We start from the raw sequence: 19,962 nt of genomic DNA, 5'->3' as shown, positions 1-19,962 counted from the left end.
ATTTTTGGACATTAAGAATGCCTCAACTACGTTCGGCTTGCCTCGTTACTTATGATGGAAACACGTTTCCATCATAAGTAACGAGGTGTTGTGGATAATTGGTTTAAAGCACTTGATAGACGGCCTAAAGGGGAACTTGAGGCATAGCCATAAGCAATTCGACCATTAAAGGCCCCTGAGTGAGGGACGAATGGTGGTTTTCTTTGAACTGCTCGCTTCATTTTTTTCCATCGTACTTCACTCTCGTATACATCATTCGGTAAATCATAGTATTGATTCAACCAATCATCTAGCTCATGATTTCGTAAACTATCAATCACTCGAATCATGGCACTTGCGCCCGTTTTCGTCCATAACCTTTCTTGTCGCTTCATCCGATAAGTCATTTTTCGATGGGTACTTTCAATCGTTCCGATACAAGCTTGTTTATCTTCGATTCCTCGTGCTTTCAGAGGACATAAATAGCGCCAGTTTCGTTGAAGATACGCAATTAATAGGCGAAGCTGCTCCTTGTATTTTTCTTCATGCTCCTCCTCAATTAAACTTTCTGCGGTATCCAAACAAGCCTGCACTTTTCCAAAGTCATATTGACTGACCGCCTCAATCAATTTCTTTTGAAGAGAAGGGGCAAAATTTAATCGTTCTTTGATTTTTTGATGAACATGGTATTTATCTCTAAAATGTTCATGACGAAGACACCCTAAAGAGAGCTCCTCAAAAACATCTTTTTCATAGCCTGAACCCCCATCACTATTAGAAACAACGATCGTTTCTTTTAAATCATACGTTGCTTGTAGATAGTCCATTAATTCTTTTTGTGCTTGTTGGCGATTCAAGTGACTTACAAAATGTGAATGGATCAAGGTCGATCGATTCCCTCTTTTTTCTGTTCCTTCCGATACTTGAAATCGATGAATTTCAAGGCGTGTTTTCCGCTGTCCTCGAATGAGAATGCCATCTCCCTCCAAGTATAAAAAAGGCACTTTTTTCTTACAAGAAACCCCTTCATATCGCTGTTCATGAGTGCTTTTTTCTTGAATGAGTTTCCCTGTTTTCACCACTAGTTGTTGAACGTTTTGGTGACTCATATTCCAGGTTGTTAAACAATCGATGGCTTTCGAAACATGGCGATACACCATCATCGAACCGAGTTCAGAAACATTGCGAAGAACCAAGGAACTATAACAAGTGCCTTTTCGAATACCTAAGAATTCATCCAGAGGATAACGAATCGTTCCTTCGTTGTTTTTTAAACGTCTCCGCTGATAGGTCACCGTACCAAAAAGAAACGTAATCGTTCGTTGACTTTGACGATTACTTTGATAGCCTTCTTGTTTTAATTGCTCAAAGAGCTCATCATCGAGTTGTTTAAATGCTTGTTGGGTAATCAAACAAATGAGTTCGATAAAAAAGAGCATCATGGCTTTTTCTCGACTTAAAAATGATTTTTCTTGCTTCATTAATTTAACTAAATCTGATATAATAACTTCCATAAGAAACCGCCTCTGTGATTAGTGCTTGCCAGCCCGATTACAGAGTAACGGTTTCTTTTTTATTCGTCTACCCTTTACCTCAATAAATTTTACACTTAGCATTTATTTGAGTTGAATACATTTTAATGTTATCTTGAATTATAGAAATTTGATGGTGTTCTCATTTTAACAACAAATATGATAGATTTAATAAAAAATAAAACTAAGGACCTATTATTAGAATGGATGGTGTATAAACAAATGCGTAAAAAAATTTTAAAAGTCTCTATGAAAATTTTATTTTGTTTCATTATTATAATCTTAATTTATAATTTTTTTCCCTTAATAGTCGAGGCACGAGCTGGTGGAGGAGGGAGTACAGGAGGTAGTAATAGCTCAGACGGGTCTGGTAACAGCTTAGCTGCATTACTTCTTACTATTATTTTATTTCCAATAATTATGATTAAAAAATTCATAACAAACGTAAGAGAAAATACTTTGTATACAGATGTTGAGAATCTAGAAAAATGGGAATATAAAGTTTTATTTATGAATATACAAACAGCTTGGTCAAGAGGAGATATGAAGGATGTTCAAGAAAGAATGGATCCAACCCTCTATGATAACTACCAACAAAAACTAGCGGAATACAATCGCGTGAATAAAAGAAATGTCCTCACTGATATTCAAATAAACAAAGTTAAAGTTTCACGAGCCTCTCACGATAAAAATTTGAAAGAAATTCTTTTTGAAGGAACAATTATTGATTATTTCGAAGAAGATGGTCAATTACCTCAAGGAGAGATAAAGCCAATACCATTTAAAGATATCTGGCTGATTGAAAGAACTGTAAGTAGCATTATTGTAAGAGATATTCAGAACTTATAATTCGTCGATTATCAAGTTAATCAGAACGAATAAAAGAGTATTTATAATATGGGTAATTAGATGATGGGGGAAATACTATGAGTAAGAGAATAAAAAAAAAGCAATCAAAATTTATAATAATTGCTATGACAGCTAGTGTTATTACTATTTTAGCAGGGAGTATTTTTAGCTATAAATACTATCAACAATCAAAAAAAGAAATGATTGTTGAAGAATTCATCTCACAATTTGAAAAAAAAGAATTTGAAAAAATGGTAAAAACATTTGATCAAGCAAGTTTAAAAGAGGCTAAACTAGATTCAAGGACAACTATCGAAAAATATAACACTATTTTTAATGGTTTAGACATCACAAAAATTGAAGGTAAACTAGAGTCTATTTCCGATACAATCTTTAAAGCTAAATTTTCAATGGTTACTCCTCTTGGCAAATTGAAAGAAATTTCATATTCAGGTAAGTTAAATAAGAAAGGCAGCTCTTACTTAATAAATTGGGATTACTCTTTAATTTTTCCTGAAATGGAAATAGGAGATAAGGTATTCATGAATCATGTGACACCTGTTCGTGGAGATATTTTAGATAGAAATGGAGAACCATTGGCAACATTTCATGACTACCCACAATATGGCACAGTTCCTAATCAATTAGGTGAAGGAACAGAAAAAGAAGCTAGGTTAGAAAAAATTAGTAAACAACTTGATATATCTCGTGAAAAAATTGAAGATTTACTAAATCAGTCCTGGATTAAAGAAGATTCATTTATCCCCTTAAAGACAATGGATTATAATTCAAATTTTAGTCAAATCACAGAAGATTCGCTTCAAGTTAGATCTATTTCAAAACGCTATTATCCACTGAAAGAAGCTGCTGCTCATTTAATTGGTTATACAGGTAGTATTACGGCAGAAGAGATAGAAAATGATCCTACTCTTTCAGGATTTGAAATAATAGGGAAAACAGGATTAGAAGCTCAATTTGATAAAACATTAAGAGGGGAAATAGGAGGGAAAATAGAAATCGTTGATGAAAATAATCAAGTTAAATCTATTGTAATAGAACAAAAGATTAAAGAGGGAAGTAATGTTCAATTGACAATTGACAGTTATACTCAACAAAGTGCGTATACTGCTTTAGACAATTTATCTGGTACAACCGTAGTAACAGAACCTAAAACAGGAAGAATAATAGTTGCTGTGAGTTCACCTTCTTATGATCCGAATGAATTTATTCTAGGCATGAAACAAAAGCAGTATGAAGAGCTAGCTAACAATCCACTAAATCCATTTTTAGCACGTTTTGGAGTAGGATATGCTCCTGGTTCAACCTTTAAAGCTATTACAGCAGCTATAGGAATCGACGTTGGAGTAACATCGGTTGATAAGAGTCATGATATTTCGGGATTGAAATGGCAAAAAGATAGCTCTTGGGGAGACTATTTTGTAACTAGAGTGTCAGACGTTCCGACTGTTAATATGGAAGATGCTTTAGTTTATTCTGATAATATTTATTTTTCTATGGAGACGTTAGAGATGGGAAAACAGAAGTATTTGAATGAGTTAAAAAAATTTCCATTTGGTGAGAAGATGAATGTGCATATCCCCATGACTCCTGCACAAATTAGTAATGACGACATTAAGTCAGATATACTATTAGCTGATACATCTTATGGACAAGGACAATTATTGATTAATCCCATTCAACAAGCAATTATGTATTCTGTCTTCCCAAATGGAGGTTCTGTAGTTATGCCTAAAATTATTAAGGATGACGAGATTACAGAGCTTAAAGGTATCATTTCCTCAGAAGCTGCTTCCCTAGTTACCAAAGCGTTAACTCAGACAGTTAAGAATCCTAATGGAACAGCACATATTTTACAGAGTGGAAAAGAAATTGCTGCCAAAACAGGAACTGCCGAAATAAAAGAGAAACAAAATACAAAAGGGAAAGAGAATAGTTTTATCCTTGCGTTTGATAGTAATGACGGAAACTACTTAGTTATTAGTATGATTGAAGGTGCAGAAGGTACATCTGCCGTTGAAAAGAATAGAAATTTTATTATTCAACTACAATAAAGCAATTAGTATCTACCAATTGCGGAAGTAGTGGTTCTCTTTTAAAAAAAGATTAGCATAAAAAAATGGAATTCAATCAAGTAAGGGGAGAATCCGTCTCATCCGTGGATCCTAATTTATTAATAATCAAAATCATAATTTTATATGCTGAGTAATGACCATGAAAGATCTCTTAAATATAGGTTTAGATAGTAAATTGAAAGAATAATTTTCAAATATTGTTTTAAAATGGATTTCTTCTATCCTCACAGGGTCCTTAGTTTTTAATCCTTTATGATTCTATTTATTATTATAGAGAAAAATTTTTTGACCATAATATTGAATTTAAACTAGAATCAGTAATTCCTAGATAAGTTACCAATTACTGATTCTCATTTAAATATTATTATTGGAAATCTTTTACATAACTCATATGTGTGTCAAGGGCGGTTTAAAATTGTAGGAAAAAGGCGGTTTCGTTCCCCTTATTTTTGTAGGTTTTATTGATGGTCTCGAAGACGATAAGATTTTCCAGTAATGTTAAATATTTGTGAATGATTCACTATTTTGATGAATGAAAGGTGAGATGGGAATGGATAATATAAATCCTTTATTAGAATGGGATAATCTCCCGTTAAATTTGTGATAAATGAACTTCATTGTTTTAAAAGGTATATTGAAAGGGTGTTATATGGTTTACTGAGACTTTTGAATCGAATTTAAGGAAGAAGGATGAAGATGAAAAAGAAAAAATGGGTTGTTTTGGTTGGTGTTATAGCAGTTGCAATTGGCGGTTGGTTTTATCAAGAAGTAAAAGAAAACGAAGTCACGGAGGCTCAAGAAGAGCTTAAAAGTAATCAACAATTAGTCGGTAAAGATGGAGATTTGACGTTGGCTGTTGAAAGATTGGAAGATGCTTCAGGTTATTTGAAGATGAACATAAAAGAAAATGATTTTACCCAGTTAGAAGCACAATTGGCAGCCGTAAAATCTGAAAATGATCAATTGATTGCTAAATACAAGTTAAAATCCAATGCGGTACGTCACGTTGAACGTTTAGAAGAAAGGTTAAGTTTACTTCGTCAACGTTTTGAGTTTCAAGAGGAAATCAATCAGTTATTTATTGATGGTACCGCAATTAATCAGGGAGTCTTCAATCAAAAATTAGTTTTGAAAAAAGACCTGACTCAGCTTGATATCGAGAAGCTAGAAAAGTCGTTTGAACAAACGTTTGAATACCAAGAAGATTCGTGGATTACAATGATGGAGCAGTCATTAGAAGCCATTTTAGGACAAGTTATTATTATTGATAATGCTTCAAGGATGATTGCTGATTCCAACGTTGAAGATGCAAAAAATTTAGTGATTTTGCTAAATAACCTTACAGCAACTGAAACAAAAATAGCGTTGCTTTCCCAAATGACAGGGGAATTGCAGGAGGCTGTTTTTGAAGAATTACAGCTAAGTAATAGATTGTAGATATTAGAATATTCACGAAGCAGGTTTCGATTCATAAATTACACAATAAAAAAGGTCAACGCTAATCATTACGGTTAGCGTTGACCTTTTTTGTATTTGGAGTATGCAATTCTTCTTACTTCTTGTTTTTTATATGCAGTATGTTTTGAAAAAGAATTGAAAAGATTTTCGTATACGCTGCACTTTCTTTCTAGCTGCTATGTTGTATTCTAAGCTAATCCCTAAAATCATTACGGATTTTGAAGGTGAGTAGCCTTTTATTATCAACTAAAAACTAAAGTGTTGTATCATCCAAAGTTTGAAATAATTTTGTTTTTCTTTTCAGCTTGTTGCTGGAGTGCAATTAATAATAAACAAATGATATCTAAAAATATAAAATAAGTAATACCTTGTATCCATGACGGATTCCATCCTTCTATATCACTTCTTGAAAAAATTAATTCTGGAAGATTAAGGTAACCATATGGAAGGTAACGCAATAAAGAAGGCGGAATTACTTTTAAAACACTGGGCATCATTGCTGGTAATATTAAGCCTGCACTAATAGCCATAGCTATAATTGTACTTTTGGTTAGCAAGCTAATTAAATAAATTGAACTCACTAAAAAGAAGGATAACAAAATTAAGGAAACGATTAACTTCATCATATATTCTCCACTGGTAATCGATATAATCATTCTATCAGTATCTAAATAAAAAAATGGGTATTTTAGTGTTCCGAATCCGAACTGAATTGTCGTAATCAACGAGATTAATAAACCTACAATAGCCCAACTACCAACAATCCAAGACAGGGCCACCCCCATTTTATCAAAAGTTACTTTTCGTTTCTTATATGGAATAACATTTAAAAAGTTAATTGTTTTCTCTCGATACTCCATTGTTAAATAAAATGATAATAAAATTGAAATAATTAAAAGTAATGTTGTAATAGGAATAAACTCAAATAAACGCGGGATAAAGTAGCTAGTTGAAAGTTTGGTAAATAAAAATTTATCCATATATTCAACGTCAGGATTTTCTATAAAAAAAGCCAATTCTTCGATTTTTAATGATAATTCGTCAAAGGTATAACCTGAAATTTTACCTTGTTGTAACAAATCTAAATTGATTTTCTCCATTTCACGCTCAGCTAGTAATTGCTTCGTTTGATCATGTTGTTCAATTGCTTCAGCTCTATCTATAGATAAAAGTTTTTGTTGCTCAATTAATTGATAGAACTCTTCAGGAAAATCCTTTGATTTCATATCTTCCACAATATCTGAAAGATTATTGGTTAATACTTTAGATTCAATAATTAAATCATTTTGGTTTGTTTTTGTAAATTTTGAATACGGCACATAGGTAAACATTATGATACTAATAATAAAAATAGGTAGTATAAATAAGTATTTTGAACGGTATAACTTTGTGAGTTCTATTCTCATACGTAGTTTCTCCCTTTAAAAAATAGTTTTTGATACATTTCTTCTAAAGCACTACTTTCACTTTCATTATCCTTATAAACCTTTTCGACAACGCTTCCTTCATATAGAAACAATACTCGATTACAAATTTCTGAAATATTAATTAAATTATGCGAAGACATCAAAACTAAACGATTTTCTCTTTTCGCTCGTTCCATCAACTGATTAAATAAATAGGCATTTGTTGGATCCAAACCATTTAATGGTTCATCAATAATCCAAATTGGAGCATCACTAATTAAGTACATGGTCAAAATGAGTTGTTGTTTCATACCTAAGGAAAGCTGTTTTACTTTTTTCTTTAAGAATCGTTGAATATCAAAAAAATTAACGGCGGCGTTAATCGTTATTGGGGATTTCCAAGCACGTTTTACAATCTTTAAATGTTCTTCGACCGTTAAATTATCATAAAGGCTCTCATTACTTTCAATAAAAAAAAGATTTTTTAAATATTCTTCCCTACAAATAATACTCTTTTTGTTACTTATTATAGAAATATTGCCGCTTTTTGCTTGTTGGAGCCCCATCAACGTTTTCAATAATGTTGTTTTACCACTACCATTTGGTGCAATTAATCCTACAACTTCACCCTGATCCATTTCAAAAGAACAATCAATCAATACTTTATGTTCTTTATACTGGACATTTAAATTATTTGTTATTAGTTTCATTTTGCCCTCCCTAATATTTATTTATCTTTTATCTATAATAATACCATTATTTCATTTTATTATAATAAAATAAAATAAGAAATAAAAAAAGAAGAGTCCATTACGAAAATTATTAGTAAGATTTTATTGTGTTCGTCTTTAGTTGGTATTATGGGGGGCTTAGGTCAAGGTATTATTAAAACTGATGAAATCTGTAATTAAACAACATCTACTATTTGAAGGTAAAAAACATAAAATTATTAAGTTGATTTAGTACTGCACCCTTAAAGCTAGAGTGAAAATTTCAACTATAGGGATGTTTTATACGAATAAATAGCTTTTTAAAAGAGCCCGAATTCATTTGTAAACTAAAATTGATTTTGTTAATATATAAGATAACTGAATTTTTTTACATTCATTGAAATTAGTGAAGTAAGAGTGATAGGAATGGTGTGCTGTGAGTTATTTGAAAGAGCACGTCTATAGGAGGAAGTTATGGAAAAAGGAACACGAGAATGGTTTTTGCGCTTTGTAAAAGGCATGTTTATTGGATCTGGGTTTATTTTACCAGGAGTTAGTGGTGGCGCATTAGCGGCTATATTTGGAATTTATGAGCGAATTATTTCATTTTTAGCCCACATTACGAAAGATTTTAAAGAAAACGTGCGCTTTTTCTTACCGATTGGTTTAGGAGGCGTAACGGGCGTTTTTCTGTTATCGTTTGGTGTGAGTTTTTTATTAGGTACTTACGAAGTGATGATTATGTGGTTTTTTGTAGGCTGTATTGTAGGAACGGTTCCAGCACTTTGGAAAGAAGCTGGCCGTGAGGGTCGCTCGAATCGCGATATCATGATTTTAATTGGGAGCTTTGTTGCCGGTTATTTATTCTTATGGCAAGGTTCTTCTTTGTTTTCAGAAGTTCAACAAAACTTTTGGACGTGGCTGATTGCAGGTGGCTTAATTGGTTTAGGAATGATTGTTCCAGGTCTAAGTCCTTCTAATTTTTTAATTTACATGGGAATGTATAAAGCGATGTCTGATGGAATCAAGGAACTGAATATTAGTGTTATTGTACCGATTGGAATTGGTGGTATCGTCACTGTTTTAGGATTATCCAAAATGATGGACTATATCTTCAGCAAAGCGTATGCGCAACTGTTTCACTTTATTCTAGGGATTGTCTTTGCGTCAACTGTTATGATTATCCCAACAGATTATGCCGGTTTTACTGGAATGAACTATGTTGCTTCCTTTTTATTACTACTAGCAGGAATTGCGCTAGGTGCTTGGATGAGTCGCTTAGAAGAAACATACAAATAAACGAATACAAGGTGTGATAAAAGTCGCTTTTCAAAGAGCGGACTTTGATCACACCTTGATTTTTTATTGTCTTTAATTTTTTCATAATTTCTCAAGAAACAAAGGCGTTGTTTAATTTCGTTTGGTACGATTATTTCTAGCTGAGAATAATCAGTAAATATCTTTCAAGGAGTAAACAACAATGTTAGAAACTGTCCTTTCCTTTTTTCAAGAGAGTGTAAATCCCAAAGTGCTTGTTTTTTTGATTTCACTCTTGCCAATTTTAGAGCTTCGAGGCGCCTTAATTGCGGCGAGTTTATTGGGGGTTCCATGGCAAGTAGCCGCGCCTCTTGCGGTTGTGGGGAATTTATTACCGGTCCCATTTATTATTTATTTTATTGAATCTATTTTGAACTTTTTAGCTATTCGTGGACCGATTCAAAAAATTGCCAGCAAGCTGATTCAAAAAGGAAGAGCGGGTGGCGAAAAGATGTTAGAAAAATATCCTAACCAGTTGATGTTAGGGTTGTTTTTATTTGTCGCGATTCCTTTGCCAGGAACAGGTGCTTGGACAGGCGCGTTAATTGCGGCCTTACTAGGCTTACCACCCAGAAAGTCAATCCTGCCAATCGCCTTAGGAATTATGGTTGCCTGTCTGCTAATGTTACTCTTGACCTACTTTGTTCCAGGACTATTTGGTTTTAAGGCGTAATGACTCGAAGATAATGTGCAAGTAAAAGAATTTTATATAATATTTTATATATTAATTAAAGGGTATAACTGCTATTTAACGTTTTTAGTGGTTATATCCTTATTTTTTGACTAAAATATATATTTTTTTATATATATTATTGACGATTAAAAATAAAGAATGTATAATCGCTTTATATCCAAATGTGAATTTTAGCACAAAATTAATGAAAAAATCTTCTCGTTTATCTTTTATAGGAATCAATTTTTTGTTTTTTGTGTTTGTTTATTGCGTGTTTTAGTGGAGATGTCATTGGTAGAACGATGATGTCTCGTGTTGGCAATCGATTAAGAAGATAAAAGGAAAATATCGAAAAGCGAGTAAAGGAATAAAAATACTTGTTACAAAACGAACGATCACTTGAAAGGAAGAAAAAAATGAATCATATTATTGGAATTATTGGCACAAACTCAGAACAATCGACCAACCGGACGTTATTGACGTTTATGGCACGTCATTTTGCGAAAGAAGCGACGATTGAAGTCGTTGAAATTAAGGATATCCCCATGTTTAATAAACCAAGTAACATGGAAGTTCCAAAAGAGGCCCTCGCATTAGCTGCAAAAATTGAAGCGGCGGATGGGGTCATTATTAGTACTCCGGAGTATGACCATGCTGTTACGGCATCTTTGATGAACGCCTTAAGTTGGTTATCGTATGGTATTTATCCTTTTGTCGATAAACCGGTCATGATTACCGGGGCGTCTTATGGCACATTAGGTTCTTCGAGAGCTCAAGCTCATTTACGTCAAATTTTAAATGCTCCTGAACTAAAAGCTCGTATCATGCCAAGTTCAGAATTTTTATTAGGTCATTCCTTACAAGCATTTGATGAAGAAGGAAATTTAAAAGATCAAAATCAAGTAGCCGAATTAGAAGGATTATTTAGCGACTTCACGACCTTTATGGCGATTATGAAACAACTCAATCACGCACACGAAGCCAATAAAAAAGCAGCTGAAAACTTCTCATGGGAAGACAATAAATAAGAATAGAGGAATCGAAAAATGAAATTAGTTGGAATTGTCGGATCAAATGCAGAAATGTCATACAATCGTTTATTATTAGCATTCATTGCCAAAAAATACAAAAAACAGTTTACATTAGATATTTTAGAAATTAAAGATTTGCCGCTATTTAACCAAAGCGATGACCAAACGAATAGTCCAGAAGTGCAATATATCAATCAAAAAATTAAAATGGCCGATGGCGTAATTATTGCGACCCCGGAACATAATCACACGATTCCGGCTGCTTTAAAAAGTGCGTTAGAATGGCTGTCATTTAATATTCATCCTTTAGAAAACAAACCTGTAATGATTGTTGGGGCGTCCTACTATAACCAAGGCTCTTCCCGTGCGCAGTTGCATCTACGCCAAATTCTAGATGCGCCTGGTGTGAATGCGATGGTGATGCCAGGAAATGAATTTTTATTAGGAAATGTGAAGCAAGCTTTTGATGAAAATGGTCAGCTCAAAGAACAACGGACGATTGATTTTTTAACGGTTTGCCTAGAGAAATTTATGAAATTTGTCGAGATGGTGACGGTTATACAAGCGCCAAAACCAGCACTGCCTGCTGAAGATTTGCATGCAACAGGTAAAGTTGCGACAACGGTTGAGGGAATTGAGATGGCCGCTGAAGATTGGTTAGAACAAGCTGCCAAACAAACGAAAGCCGCAGAAGGAAGCGACTACGTCAAATTGGACCGCGGTCTCTTAACGGTGGATCAATTAAATTATTTCTTAGCGTCAATGCCGATGGAATTAACCTACGCCGACCACAACAATCAATTTTTATATTACAATAAAACAAAAGAAGCAGGCGAAATGTTAGCTGCGCGGACGCCTGGACAAGTCGGTAATCCCTTAGCCAATTGTCATCCAGAAGCTGCATTTAAAAATGTCGAGTGGGTGATTCAACAATTACGTTCTGGCGCGACCGATATCGTTCAAGTTCATGTACCAAAACAAGTCCCTGAAAAATACATTGTTCATAACTATCAGGCGATGCATGATCAAGATGGAAACTACATGGGTATCAATGAATACATCTGGGATTTAAAACCGACGATTGAATGGTATTTAAAACAAACCGGTCAAACACTCGTTGGTAGCGAAACAGTTGATGCTGTCTCAAGTGCTTCTGTCAGTGATCATGGCGAAGTCGATGGCGTATCGAGTGCGTCCACTAAATATTAAAGAATGATGAAAAAACAGAAGAAGTGACTCATTCACTATCTGATTTTTCTAAAGGATGGTATGATAGTGCAATGAGGAAGGACGGATGGATGAAGTTGAAAAAAATACTTTTTCTTGTTTTAGGTGGAATCACCTTTACACTCGGGACGATTGGGATATTTGTACCATTCGTACCGACTACAGGTTTTTATTTAGCAACAAGTTTTTTGTGGTTGCGAAGTTCAGACAAAATGTACCAACGCTTTATTCAATCAAGCTATTATCAAACTTATATTGTGGATATCTTAGTGAAAAAGAATATTTCCGTTAAAGGAATGCTCTCGATGTTTGCTATGATGGGAGTTGTCTTTGCATTACCGATTGTGTTAGTTCAATCGCTGTTCTTGAAGATGATGTTGGGCTTTATTTATATAGCACACGTTATTGGGTTAACGTGGTACCTTAAATTCCATCCTAAAAAAGTGGTACTGAAACAAGCAAAAAAAGATCTTGGTAACTCATAAGAGTTTACCAAGATCTTTTTTTGCTTGTATAACTTTTAGTGTTGATGACGGACATTCGTATCATTTTTCAACACTTTTTCTAGGTATATCATTTTTAGTGTCGATGGATACATCACTATACTATTTTCTTGTATCATTTTTTTCATTTTTTGAAAAAATGCACATCAAAAGGAGAGTCGACACTAGCGGACCGGAGAAAAACACCTTGTGTCAGCTGCGTTAAAAGACGAAATGTGAATTACTCTAGGTTCGTGCTTTAGCACTTACCTAGAGTTTGAAGCTTTCGAGCTGATCGTCACGCAGAGGCCTGATACTGTATCCGTAACTCGCTTTGCTCGAACGGCTTCAGCAATTCCAGGCTCGAAGCGGTCTCGCAGCACCATCCACAAGGCGGTTTTTCGTAGGGTAGCGCGAGGTTCCATCAACACTATTTACCGAAGAGCCCTTTTTTTCGATTAGTCTGTAAAGTTATCAAAGTAACCTTGGATGTAAACCATTGGCGTTCCTTTGTCACCACTACCAGAAGTCAAATCACACAGAGATCCGATTAAATCGGTTAATTTACGAGGTGTCGTACCTTGCGCTTCCATTTTACCGACAAGATCAACTTGTTTGTTTTTGATATGTTCTGAGATAGCAGCTTTTAATTCTTCCCCTTTTAAGTGGGCGAAGTTATTATCGGCTAAATATTTTAGTTTGATTTCGTTAGGTACACCGTCTAAACCGCTCGTGTAACCTGGTGATACTACTGGATCAGCAAGTTCCCAAATTTGTCCAACTGGATCTTTAAAGGCACCGTCACCATAGACCATCACTTCCACTGTTTTTCCAGTGGCTGCTTTAATTTTTTCTTGAATAGAATCCACAATCGGTTGGCAATTGTTCGGGAAGAGTTTAACGCTTGTGTCCGTTGCTTTGTTTGAGCCGAGTAGGCCGTATGATTCGTTAAAGCCACTACCATCAATTGATTGGGTTAAAATATCATCTAAACCATAAACCGTTTCGCCACCGTTTGCTTTTAAAATGCGTTTTGTGCGGAAACGTGAGTGAATGTCACATGTTAAGACATCTTTCGTGTAATCTAAGATTGTTTTCGCGTTATTTGAAAAGATTACTTCACATTCTGTACCTTCTGCTTGAATAAGTGACTTATAATATTCAATATAATCCACTCCAGTAAAGGCATGTTCAATGATTCCAAAGTGTTTACGAAAATCAGCTTCAGATAAGACGTCGGTCCAAGGATTAATTCCTTTATTATCTAAGTCTTCAATATCGACTAAATGATTTCCCACTTCATCAGATGGGTAGCTTAGCATTAAGACGATTTTTTTTGAGCCACGAGCAATTGCTTGTAAAAGAGTTGAAAAACGATTGCGACTAAGAATAGGGAAGATAACACCAATCGTGCCTTTTTCGAATTTTGTTTTGATATCCGTTGCGATTGCATCAATACTTGCATAGTTTCCTTGCGCACGTGCAACGATTGATTCTGTAATTGAAATGATATCGCGATCTTCGATGGTATATCCTTCTGCTTTAGCAGCTTCGAGTACCGTTTCAACCGTAATTTGTTCGATATCGTCCCCTTCGTTGATAATTGGACTACGAAGTCCACGTACGACAGTTCCAACAGCTCTTGTCAAATGAATCTCTCCTCTAATGAGTAAATTTTTTGTTTGCTATTCATTACTTATTTACTATACCATAAGAGAGTGGTATAAATAAAATTAATGCTAGTAATATCTTTGATAAGGAGAGCTTATATGATTGGAAATTTAGATTTATATCGTATTTTTAATGTGGTCTGTCAAAATAATAGTTTTTCGCAAGCGGCGAAGGAATTGTATATGACACAGTCGGCAGTCAGCCAAGCGATGATGAAATTAGAAAATGAATTAGATATTCAACTTTTTTACCGTACATCAAAAGGGGTGATTTTAACGAACGAAGGCAAGTTGTTAAATGAGCACATTCGAACAGCACTCGGCATGATTCAAGTCGGAGAAGAAAAGTTGCTTGAATTTAAAACGTTAGAAACAGGACGTTTACGAATTGGTGTAGGCGATACGATTTCTCGTTATTATTTATTACCGTATTTAGAAGCATTTCATGAAAAATATCCTGGGGTAAAGTTGACGATTTTAAATGGGACAACGTCAGAAATTATTGGCTTCATAAAATCAGGAAAAGTCGATATGGGTGTTTGTAATTTGCCGTTAAAAGATGACCAGCTAACGGTATTGCCGTGTTTTGAAGTGCAAGATACGTTTGTTGGTGGTGAGCGTTATGCTAAATTAGCCAAAACACCGATCTCGCTAGAAACCTTAGTCGCCCAATCGCTCATTTTTTTAGAAGACAAATCCAATTCCCGCGTCTACGTCGAGAAATACGTGACCCAAAAAGGGTATGCTTTAGCGCCTGATTTTGAATTAGGTTCGTATGATTTAGTCTTAGAATTTGCGAAGATAAACTTAGGAATTGCGTGTGTCATCAGAGAATTCTCTCAGGCAGCTTTAGAGTCCGGTGAGGTCTTTGAAGTGCGATTAAAAGAGATGATCCCCAAAAGAGAAATCGGCATTTGTTATTTAAAAAATGTCTCACTCTCACAAGCAGTCCGTCTTTTTGTCGAAAGCATTCAACAAAAAAATCTCTAGGCGTGTACGATTCTCCCGGTTCAGAAGAAAACAATGTGATATAATACACTAAACAGTGAGTAGAGGAGGCTGAAGATGGATATTCAACGTTTTATTTCTGCTAGAAAAGCGCTCGGGTATTCTCAAAAAGAATTAAGTGAGGGGATTTGTACGCAAACGACCTTAAGTCGCTTTGAGAATAATGGACAAATTCCAACCGTAAAAATATTAATTCAATTATGCCATCGATTAAATTTAGGGTTAGGGGAATTATTTCCGGAAGTCGGCGTGGAAGAAAACGAATTGAATCGTCAACTTGTCCAAGCTGAGTTTAATTTTATCCTTCGCGAGTATCAAAAGGCGGAAGAAATCTTAGACAAAATCGATAGTACGTTATTAATTGAGCCCAGACAACATTGGTATTACGACTATTTAAAAGGCTACGTCATTGCCTTAAAGAAAGGGACAACCGCAGAGGCCTTCTTTTATTTTAATCGTATTATTGACGAAGCACCGAAGGAAGAAATGGAAATTCTGGTGTTACTGGCGTATACCGGGATGGGAATTCTCTATGAAAATATTGGGGAAATCCAAAAAGCGGAATACTTTTTTAATAAAGCGATTACGGATGTCTATCGGTATCCGATTAAAGAAACGCATGACATCTGGCGTTTATTAAATATCATGTACTACTGTGGTTCTTTTTACGCGAATATTGAAGATTACCAAACAAGTGACGCGCTATTAACCCATGGTGTTGAAATCTGTTCGGATAATCACGTGACGTATTACTTGGCTCGTATGACGTTCCAATTGGCAAAGAACGCGGTAGCGCAAAATAAAGATTGTTACGAGATTATGGATTTATACTATAGTACGAAAGCGTATGCCAAAATCAATAAAAATATGATCGAGTTGAAAGCCTTGGAAGATTTTAAGCACGAGCTAATGGGAAATGACGCTTTTTCTGAGATTGTTCTATATTAGGAAGTCAAATAAAGGAGTAAACTCAAGGGAGTATTTTTTTAGCGAGTGATAATCAGTAAAAATACAAAATTCGTTCTACTATGATCGTGCAATATAGGGATGGTAATTTTTATAGAATTTGCGGGCGAGAAAACCCACTATTTTAATGGTGGGATGATAGCCCGTAGACGTACTGTAAGAATGTAGGGAAACTTGCATTTAGAGGCAATACAAATACTCGTATTGTCCAATGAAGAAACTGAATTGCTGGGAACTCGTAAAGCTAACGAAACGACAACGTAGGGATATCAAACCCAAGCGTGAACGTGGTGAAAACAGAAAAAATTCGTTAGATGGCATAAGCTTAAATCCTAAGTGTTCACATAATCGAAAATCAGCAGCCAAGCCTAGAAATAGGAAGGTTCAACGACTATTCCTCTTGAGGGAAGTCCACACAAGCATGTGGAAGTGGTTTCGCCTTAACAAGTAAAGTTGAAGGATAAGATATAGTCTGTGCCTGCATGGAAGTGTAAGAAGTTCATCAGAGAACTGCATGGGAAGTCGCGAACCTGTGTGAACAAACTCCACATGATAAAGTCAAAAAAATGTTACTATTCGTGTATAATAATATTTAATTAATACACCTTTTGGTGTATAATAAACTCATGGATAACGAATATAGACATTCTAAGACAACTGTATCGTTACTCAACTATCATTTTGTTTTTTGTCCTAGATATCGTCGGAAAATATTTGTCAATTCCGAAGTAGACGCTAGTTTTAAATCGCTTGTTCATTCAATCTGTAAAGAAAATGAATGGGAAATCATGGCTATAGAGACAGATAAAGATCATTGTCATCTTTTTGTAAATGTTCAACCTACCTATTCACCAGCGGATATCATGAAGGTGATTAAGGGAAGAACATCTAGAGAATTACGACAATCATTTGAACATTTAAGTAAAATGCCAAGTGTTTGGACACGATCTTACTTTGTTTCAACAGCAGGGAATGTTTCTAGTGAAACAATTAAACGATATGTAGAAAATCAAAGGAGAAGATATTGAGTTTACGTTAAGGAGGTGTACAGAAATGAAAAAAGCCCATAAAATCAGAATCTACCCTAATTCAAGACAGGAAATTCAATTTCAAAAAACCTTTGGTTGTGTTCGGTTCTACTGGAATTTTTTACTTGACCAACGGATTACGAATGACAAGATGAAAAAAGAAAATCCTGAATATATTGAAAACAAACTGACCTATGCTGGACTGAAAAAGCAAGAAGAATTTTCTTGGTTAAAAGAAGTTGAAGCACAACCTCTAAGCCAAGTAAATATGGATTTGAATAAAGCGTACAAAAATACGTTCAACTCTAAATTCGGATTTCCTAAATTCAAGAGTAAAAAATATTCAAAGAAATCCTATCGAACTGCCGTAGGCATGAAAGTCAACGGACGATACTTCTATGTTTCTAAAGTTGGTTGGGTCAAGATGGCAGAAGAATTGCGTTTCAAAGGGAAATTAATGAACGTGACGATCAGTCAAACTAAATCAGGGAAATATTTTGCGACATTCTTAGTTGATGCTGAGAATTTCCAACAAGAACCCGTAGCAAATAACATTGGATTAGATTTGGGCTTAACTCATTTCTGTATCACATCCGCAGGAGAAAAAATCGATAATAACCGATTCTATCGCTCTCTTGAACAACGGTTAATACGCGAACAACGAAAACTTTCCAAGCGTTTGGAAGTTGCGAAAAAACACAATCGAAAATTAGATGAGTGTCGCAACTACCAAAAACAAAAAGTAAAAGTTGCGCGTATCCATGAGAAAATTGCCAACCAACGTACTGATTTTTTACATAAACTATCTTCACGACTTACTGATGAGAACCAAATCATTTGTATTGAAGATTTGAATGTAAAAGGGTTGGTTAAAAATCATAAATTAGCGAAGTCAATTTCAGATGTATCTTGGAGTGAATTCGTTCGACAATTAGACTATAAATGTGCATGGAAAGGTCGTACTTTAGTTAAAGTTGACCGATTTTTCCCAAGTTCACAACTTTGTTCTTCTTGTGGTCATAATGACGGCAAAAAAGAGCTAAATATTCGTGAATGGGTATGCTCAAATTGTGGAACAATTCATGACAGAGATATTAATGCAAGCATAAATATTAAAACCGAAGGACTTTCGGGGATCGCTTAGTCAATTTGTGTCCGTTAGGGCGTACTACCTAAGAATCCGACGACTTTAGTCGTGTGGAGTGTCAAAGTGAAGAAACAGAACCGACAATGATGGATTTAATTCAACAAGCAGGTTATGAGGTAAGTGAATATGATCGTCCGGCTTCCGTGATTTTAATTGACGCCAATACCGGGAAATATTTATGGGGAGAAAATCCTGATGTTCCGAGAAATCCAGCGAGTATTATGAAATTAATGACGTTGTATATGGTGTATGAAGCGATGGCAGAAGGAAAACTTAGCTTGGATACGACAGTTGTAGCAACCCAACGGTATCAAGCGATTTCGCAAATTTATGCTTTAAGTAACGCACCCATTGTGAGTGGAGTCGAATATCCAGTACGAGAGTTGATCCCGATGGTACTGGTGCCCTCATCCAATGTGGCAACGCTGATGTTAGCTGAATTGGTTGAACCGAGTCCTGTTACTTTTTTACAAATGATGAATACGAAAGCTCAAGAATTAGGAATGACTCAAACGAGGATTCAAAATGCGACAGGAGCCCAAATCTCCGCCTTTCAAGAATTATACGTTCCGGCTGAAGTGGATAGTAGCGCTTTGAATCCATGGGAAGATAATGTGACAACAGCAAGAGATCTTTCTATATTAATCTATCATTTATTGCAAAAATATTCAGAAATTCTAGCATACACCGCTACCGCGCAATACACAGTGATGGCAGGCACTCCTTACGAAGAAACTTTCGATACGTATAACTATTCTTTACCGGGACTTCGTTATGCGTATGCAGGGGTTGATGGATTGAAAACAGGATCGAGTCAAACGGGAGGATTCAATATTTCTATGACGGCTCAACGTGATGATTTACGGTTAATTACGGTCGTTCTTGGTGTCGGAGACTGGGCGAATCAAGAGGGAGAGTATCTACGTCAGCCGTTTGCCAATGCAGCCTTAGAATATGGCTTTAGCCAATTTGAGTATCAAGTCGTGTTAAAAGCTGGAGAACATGAAATCAATGGGCAAAAAGTAGCTGTAGCAAATGATTTATACGATACAGTTCGAAAAGATAGCGATCTAAGTTTGCAAGTAACGGAGGATGTTGTGAGGTTGAATCATGCGCTACCAACCGTTTCAGAAGTGATTCCACAAAGAACACAAAGGATAACCGTGGTGAGTTCACCGGAAAAACGTGTTAAAAAAGTGACTCAAAAAATGGCGACTCCTTCTTTGAGTAGGAAAAGTCGTTTAGCCATTTTTTCAGGTGTCGGTATCTTAATGATCATTGCAGTAGTTATGGTTTTGCACAATATTAAAACGACCCAAAAACGTCGTCAGGCACGGCAAAATCGTGGAAAAAGAGAAAGAAAGAATCAGAGATGAAAAAGCTTGG

The 19,962-nt window shown here is 35.3% G+C and carries 17 protein-coding genes; 13 read left to right on the top strand and 4 right to left on the bottom strand.

Annotated features, from left to right (window positions below; translation table 11 throughout):
• Positions 1-71 precede the first annotated feature (71 nt).
• Positions 72-1,493: an ISLre2 family transposase gene (locus IGI68_RS02455; protein ID WP_438730173.1), complete on the bottom strand. Its 1,422-nt coding sequence runs from the start codon at positions 1,491-1,493 to the stop codon at positions 72-74.
• 240 nt (positions 1,494-1,733) lie between these two features.
• On the opposite strand from IGI68_RS02455, the gene IGI68_RS02450 reads away from it, so the two are divergent.
• The 3 genes from IGI68_RS02450 to IGI68_RS02440 all read left to right on the top strand — a co-directional run bounded on the left by IGI68_RS02450 (position 1,734) and on the right by IGI68_RS02440 (position 5,890).
• Positions 1,734-2,360, top strand: coding sequence for a TIM44-like domain-containing protein (locus tag IGI68_RS02450; RefSeq protein ID WP_438730170.1), 627 nt, complete (start codon positions 1,734-1,736; stop codon positions 2,358-2,360).
• Positions 2,361-2,437: 77 nt separating this feature from the next.
• Positions 2,438-4,432, top strand: coding sequence for a penicillin-binding protein PBP4(5) (gene pbp4 / locus IGI68_RS02445; RefSeq protein WP_438730167.1), 1,995 nt, complete (start codon positions 2,438-2,440; stop codon positions 4,430-4,432).
• A 717-nt stretch (positions 4,433-5,149) separates the two neighbouring features.
• On the top strand, positions 5,150-5,890 hold the full coding sequence (locus IGI68_RS02440) for a hypothetical protein (RefSeq protein ID WP_438730164.1): 741 nt from the start codon (positions 5,150-5,152) through the stop codon (positions 5,888-5,890).
• Positions 5,891-6,177: 287 nt separating this feature from the next.
• Here IGI68_RS02440 and IGI68_RS02435 read toward each other — a convergent pair whose 3' ends face one another.
• Both IGI68_RS02435 and IGI68_RS02430 read right to left on the bottom strand, forming a co-directional pair.
• Positions 6,178-7,317: an ABC transporter permease subunit gene (locus IGI68_RS02435; RefSeq protein WP_438730161.1), complete on the bottom strand. Its 1,140-nt coding sequence runs from the start codon at positions 7,315-7,317 to the stop codon at positions 6,178-6,180.
• Positions 7,314-8,027: an ATP-binding cassette domain-containing protein gene (locus IGI68_RS02430; protein ID WP_438730158.1), complete on the bottom strand. Its 714-nt coding sequence runs from the start codon at positions 8,025-8,027 to the stop codon at positions 7,314-7,316. Before IGI68_RS02430 ends, IGI68_RS02435 begins: the two co-directional genes overlap by 4 nt.
• 474 nt (positions 8,028-8,501) lie before the next feature.
• On the opposite strand from IGI68_RS02430, the gene IGI68_RS02425 reads away from it, so the two are divergent.
• The 5 genes from IGI68_RS02425 (at position 8,502) to IGI68_RS02405 (ending at position 12,760) form a co-directional block, all read left to right on the top strand.
• A complete protein-coding gene (locus IGI68_RS02425) occupies positions 8,502-9,326 on the top strand; it encodes a DUF368 domain-containing protein (RefSeq protein ID WP_438730155.1) in 825 nt (274 codons plus the stop codon).
• Between the two features lie 181 nt (positions 9,327-9,507).
• Positions 9,508-10,017, top strand: coding sequence for a COG2426 family protein (locus tag IGI68_RS02420; protein WP_071874379.1), 510 nt, complete (start codon positions 9,508-9,510; stop codon positions 10,015-10,017).
• Positions 10,018-10,433: 416 nt separating this feature from the next.
• A complete protein-coding gene (locus IGI68_RS02415) occupies positions 10,434-11,045 on the top strand; it encodes an NADPH-dependent FMN reductase (RefSeq protein ID WP_438730152.1) in 612 nt (203 codons plus the stop codon).
• An 18-nt stretch (positions 11,046-11,063) separates the two neighbouring features.
• Positions 11,064-12,257 carry an NAD(P)H-dependent oxidoreductase gene (locus IGI68_RS02410; RefSeq protein ID WP_438730149.1) on the top strand — a complete coding sequence of 398 codons (1,194 nt, stop codon included), beginning with the start codon at positions 11,064-11,066 and terminating at the stop codon, positions 12,255-12,257.
• 95 nt (positions 12,258-12,352) lie between these two features.
• Positions 12,353-12,760 carry a YbaN family protein gene (locus IGI68_RS02405; protein ID WP_071874495.1) on the top strand — a complete coding sequence of 136 codons (408 nt, stop codon included), beginning with the start codon at positions 12,353-12,355 and terminating at the stop codon, positions 12,758-12,760.
• Between the two features lie 455 nt (positions 12,761-13,215).
• Here the strand turns inward: IGI68_RS02405 and IGI68_RS02400 are convergent, their stop codons facing one another.
• A complete protein-coding gene (locus IGI68_RS02400; RefSeq protein ID WP_071874382.1) occupies positions 13,216-14,406 on the bottom strand; it encodes a coenzyme F420-0:L-glutamate ligase in 1,191 nt (396 codons plus the stop codon).
• 120 nt (positions 14,407-14,526) lie between these two features.
• On the opposite strand from IGI68_RS02400, the gene IGI68_RS02395 reads away from it, so the two are divergent.
• The 5 genes from IGI68_RS02395 (at position 14,527) to IGI68_RS02375 (ending at position 19,952) form a co-directional block, all read left to right on the top strand.
• Positions 14,527-15,417, top strand: coding sequence for a LysR family transcriptional regulator (locus IGI68_RS02395; RefSeq protein ID WP_373849907.1), 891 nt, complete (start codon positions 14,527-14,529; stop codon positions 15,415-15,417).
• A 75-nt stretch (positions 15,418-15,492) separates the two neighbouring features.
• On the top strand, positions 15,493-16,383 hold the full coding sequence (locus IGI68_RS02390) for a helix-turn-helix domain-containing protein (RefSeq protein ID WP_438730144.1): 891 nt from the start codon (positions 15,493-15,495) through the stop codon (positions 16,381-16,383).
• A 644-nt stretch (positions 16,384-17,027) separates the two neighbouring features.
• Entirely contained in the window at positions 17,028-17,429 is a 402-nt protein-coding gene (gene tnpA / locus IGI68_RS02385; protein ID WP_438730141.1) for an IS200/IS605 family transposase, read from the top strand.
• A 25-nt stretch (positions 17,430-17,454) separates the two neighbouring features.
• Positions 17,455-18,573 carry an IS200/IS605 family element RNA-guided endonuclease TnpB gene (gene tnpB, locus IGI68_RS02380; protein ID WP_438730138.1) on the top strand — a complete coding sequence of 373 codons (1,119 nt, stop codon included), beginning with the start codon at positions 17,455-17,457 and terminating at the stop codon, positions 18,571-18,573.
• A 53-nt stretch (positions 18,574-18,626) separates the two neighbouring features.
• On the top strand, positions 18,627-19,952 hold the full coding sequence (locus IGI68_RS02375) for a DUF1958 domain-containing protein (RefSeq protein WP_438730135.1): 1,326 nt from the start codon (positions 18,627-18,629) through the stop codon (positions 19,950-19,952).
• Positions 19,953-19,962: the final 10 nt, after the last annotated feature.

It is taken from the genome of Enterococcus sp. DIV1314a (assembly GCF_051713805.1).
In the GTDB taxonomy this organism is placed as follows: domain Bacteria; phylum Bacillota; class Bacilli; order Lactobacillales; family Enterococcaceae; genus Enterococcus_I; species Enterococcus_I aquimarinus.
Note: the sequence above shows the minus strand (reverse complement) of the source record. Positions and strands in the feature narration are given on the sequence as shown.

Coding starts and splice junctions, on each gene's coding strand:
- IGI68_RS02455 (WP_438730173.1), bottom strand. CDS start 1,493: ATGGAAGTTATTATATCAGATTTAGTTAAATTAATGAAGCAAGAAAAA.
- IGI68_RS02450 (WP_438730170.1), top strand. CDS start 1,734: ATGCGTAAAAAAATTTTAAAAGTCTCTATGAAAATTTTATTTTGTTTC.
- pbp4 (WP_438730167.1), top strand. CDS start 2,438: ATGAGTAAGAGAATAAAAAAAAAGCAATCAAAATTTATAATAATTGCT.
- IGI68_RS02440 (WP_438730164.1), top strand. CDS start 5,150: ATGAAAAAGAAAAAATGGGTTGTTTTGGTTGGTGTTATAGCAGTTGCA.
- IGI68_RS02435 (WP_438730161.1), bottom strand. CDS start 7,317: ATGAGAATAGAACTCACAAAGTTATACCGTTCAAAATACTTATTTATA.
- IGI68_RS02430 (WP_438730158.1), bottom strand. CDS start 8,027: ATGAAACTAATAACAAATAATTTAAATGTCCAGTATAAAGAACATAAA.
- IGI68_RS02425 (WP_438730155.1), top strand. CDS start 8,502: ATGGAAAAAGGAACACGAGAATGGTTTTTGCGCTTTGTAAAAGGCATG.
- IGI68_RS02420 (WP_071874379.1), top strand. CDS start 9,508: ATGTTAGAAACTGTCCTTTCCTTTTTTCAAGAGAGTGTAAATCCCAAA.
- IGI68_RS02415 (WP_438730152.1), top strand. CDS start 10,434: ATGAATCATATTATTGGAATTATTGGCACAAACTCAGAACAATCGACC.
- IGI68_RS02410 (WP_438730149.1), top strand. CDS start 11,064: ATGAAATTAGTTGGAATTGTCGGATCAAATGCAGAAATGTCATACAAT.
- IGI68_RS02395 (WP_373849907.1), top strand. CDS start 14,527: ATGATTGGAAATTTAGATTTATATCGTATTTTTAATGTGGTCTGTCAA.
- IGI68_RS02390 (WP_438730144.1), top strand. CDS start 15,493: ATGGATATTCAACGTTTTATTTCTGCTAGAAAAGCGCTCGGGTATTCT.
- tnpA (WP_438730141.1), top strand. CDS start 17,028: ATGGATAACGAATATAGACATTCTAAGACAACTGTATCGTTACTCAAC.
- tnpB (WP_438730138.1), top strand. CDS start 17,455: ATGAAAAAAGCCCATAAAATCAGAATCTACCCTAATTCAAGACAGGAA.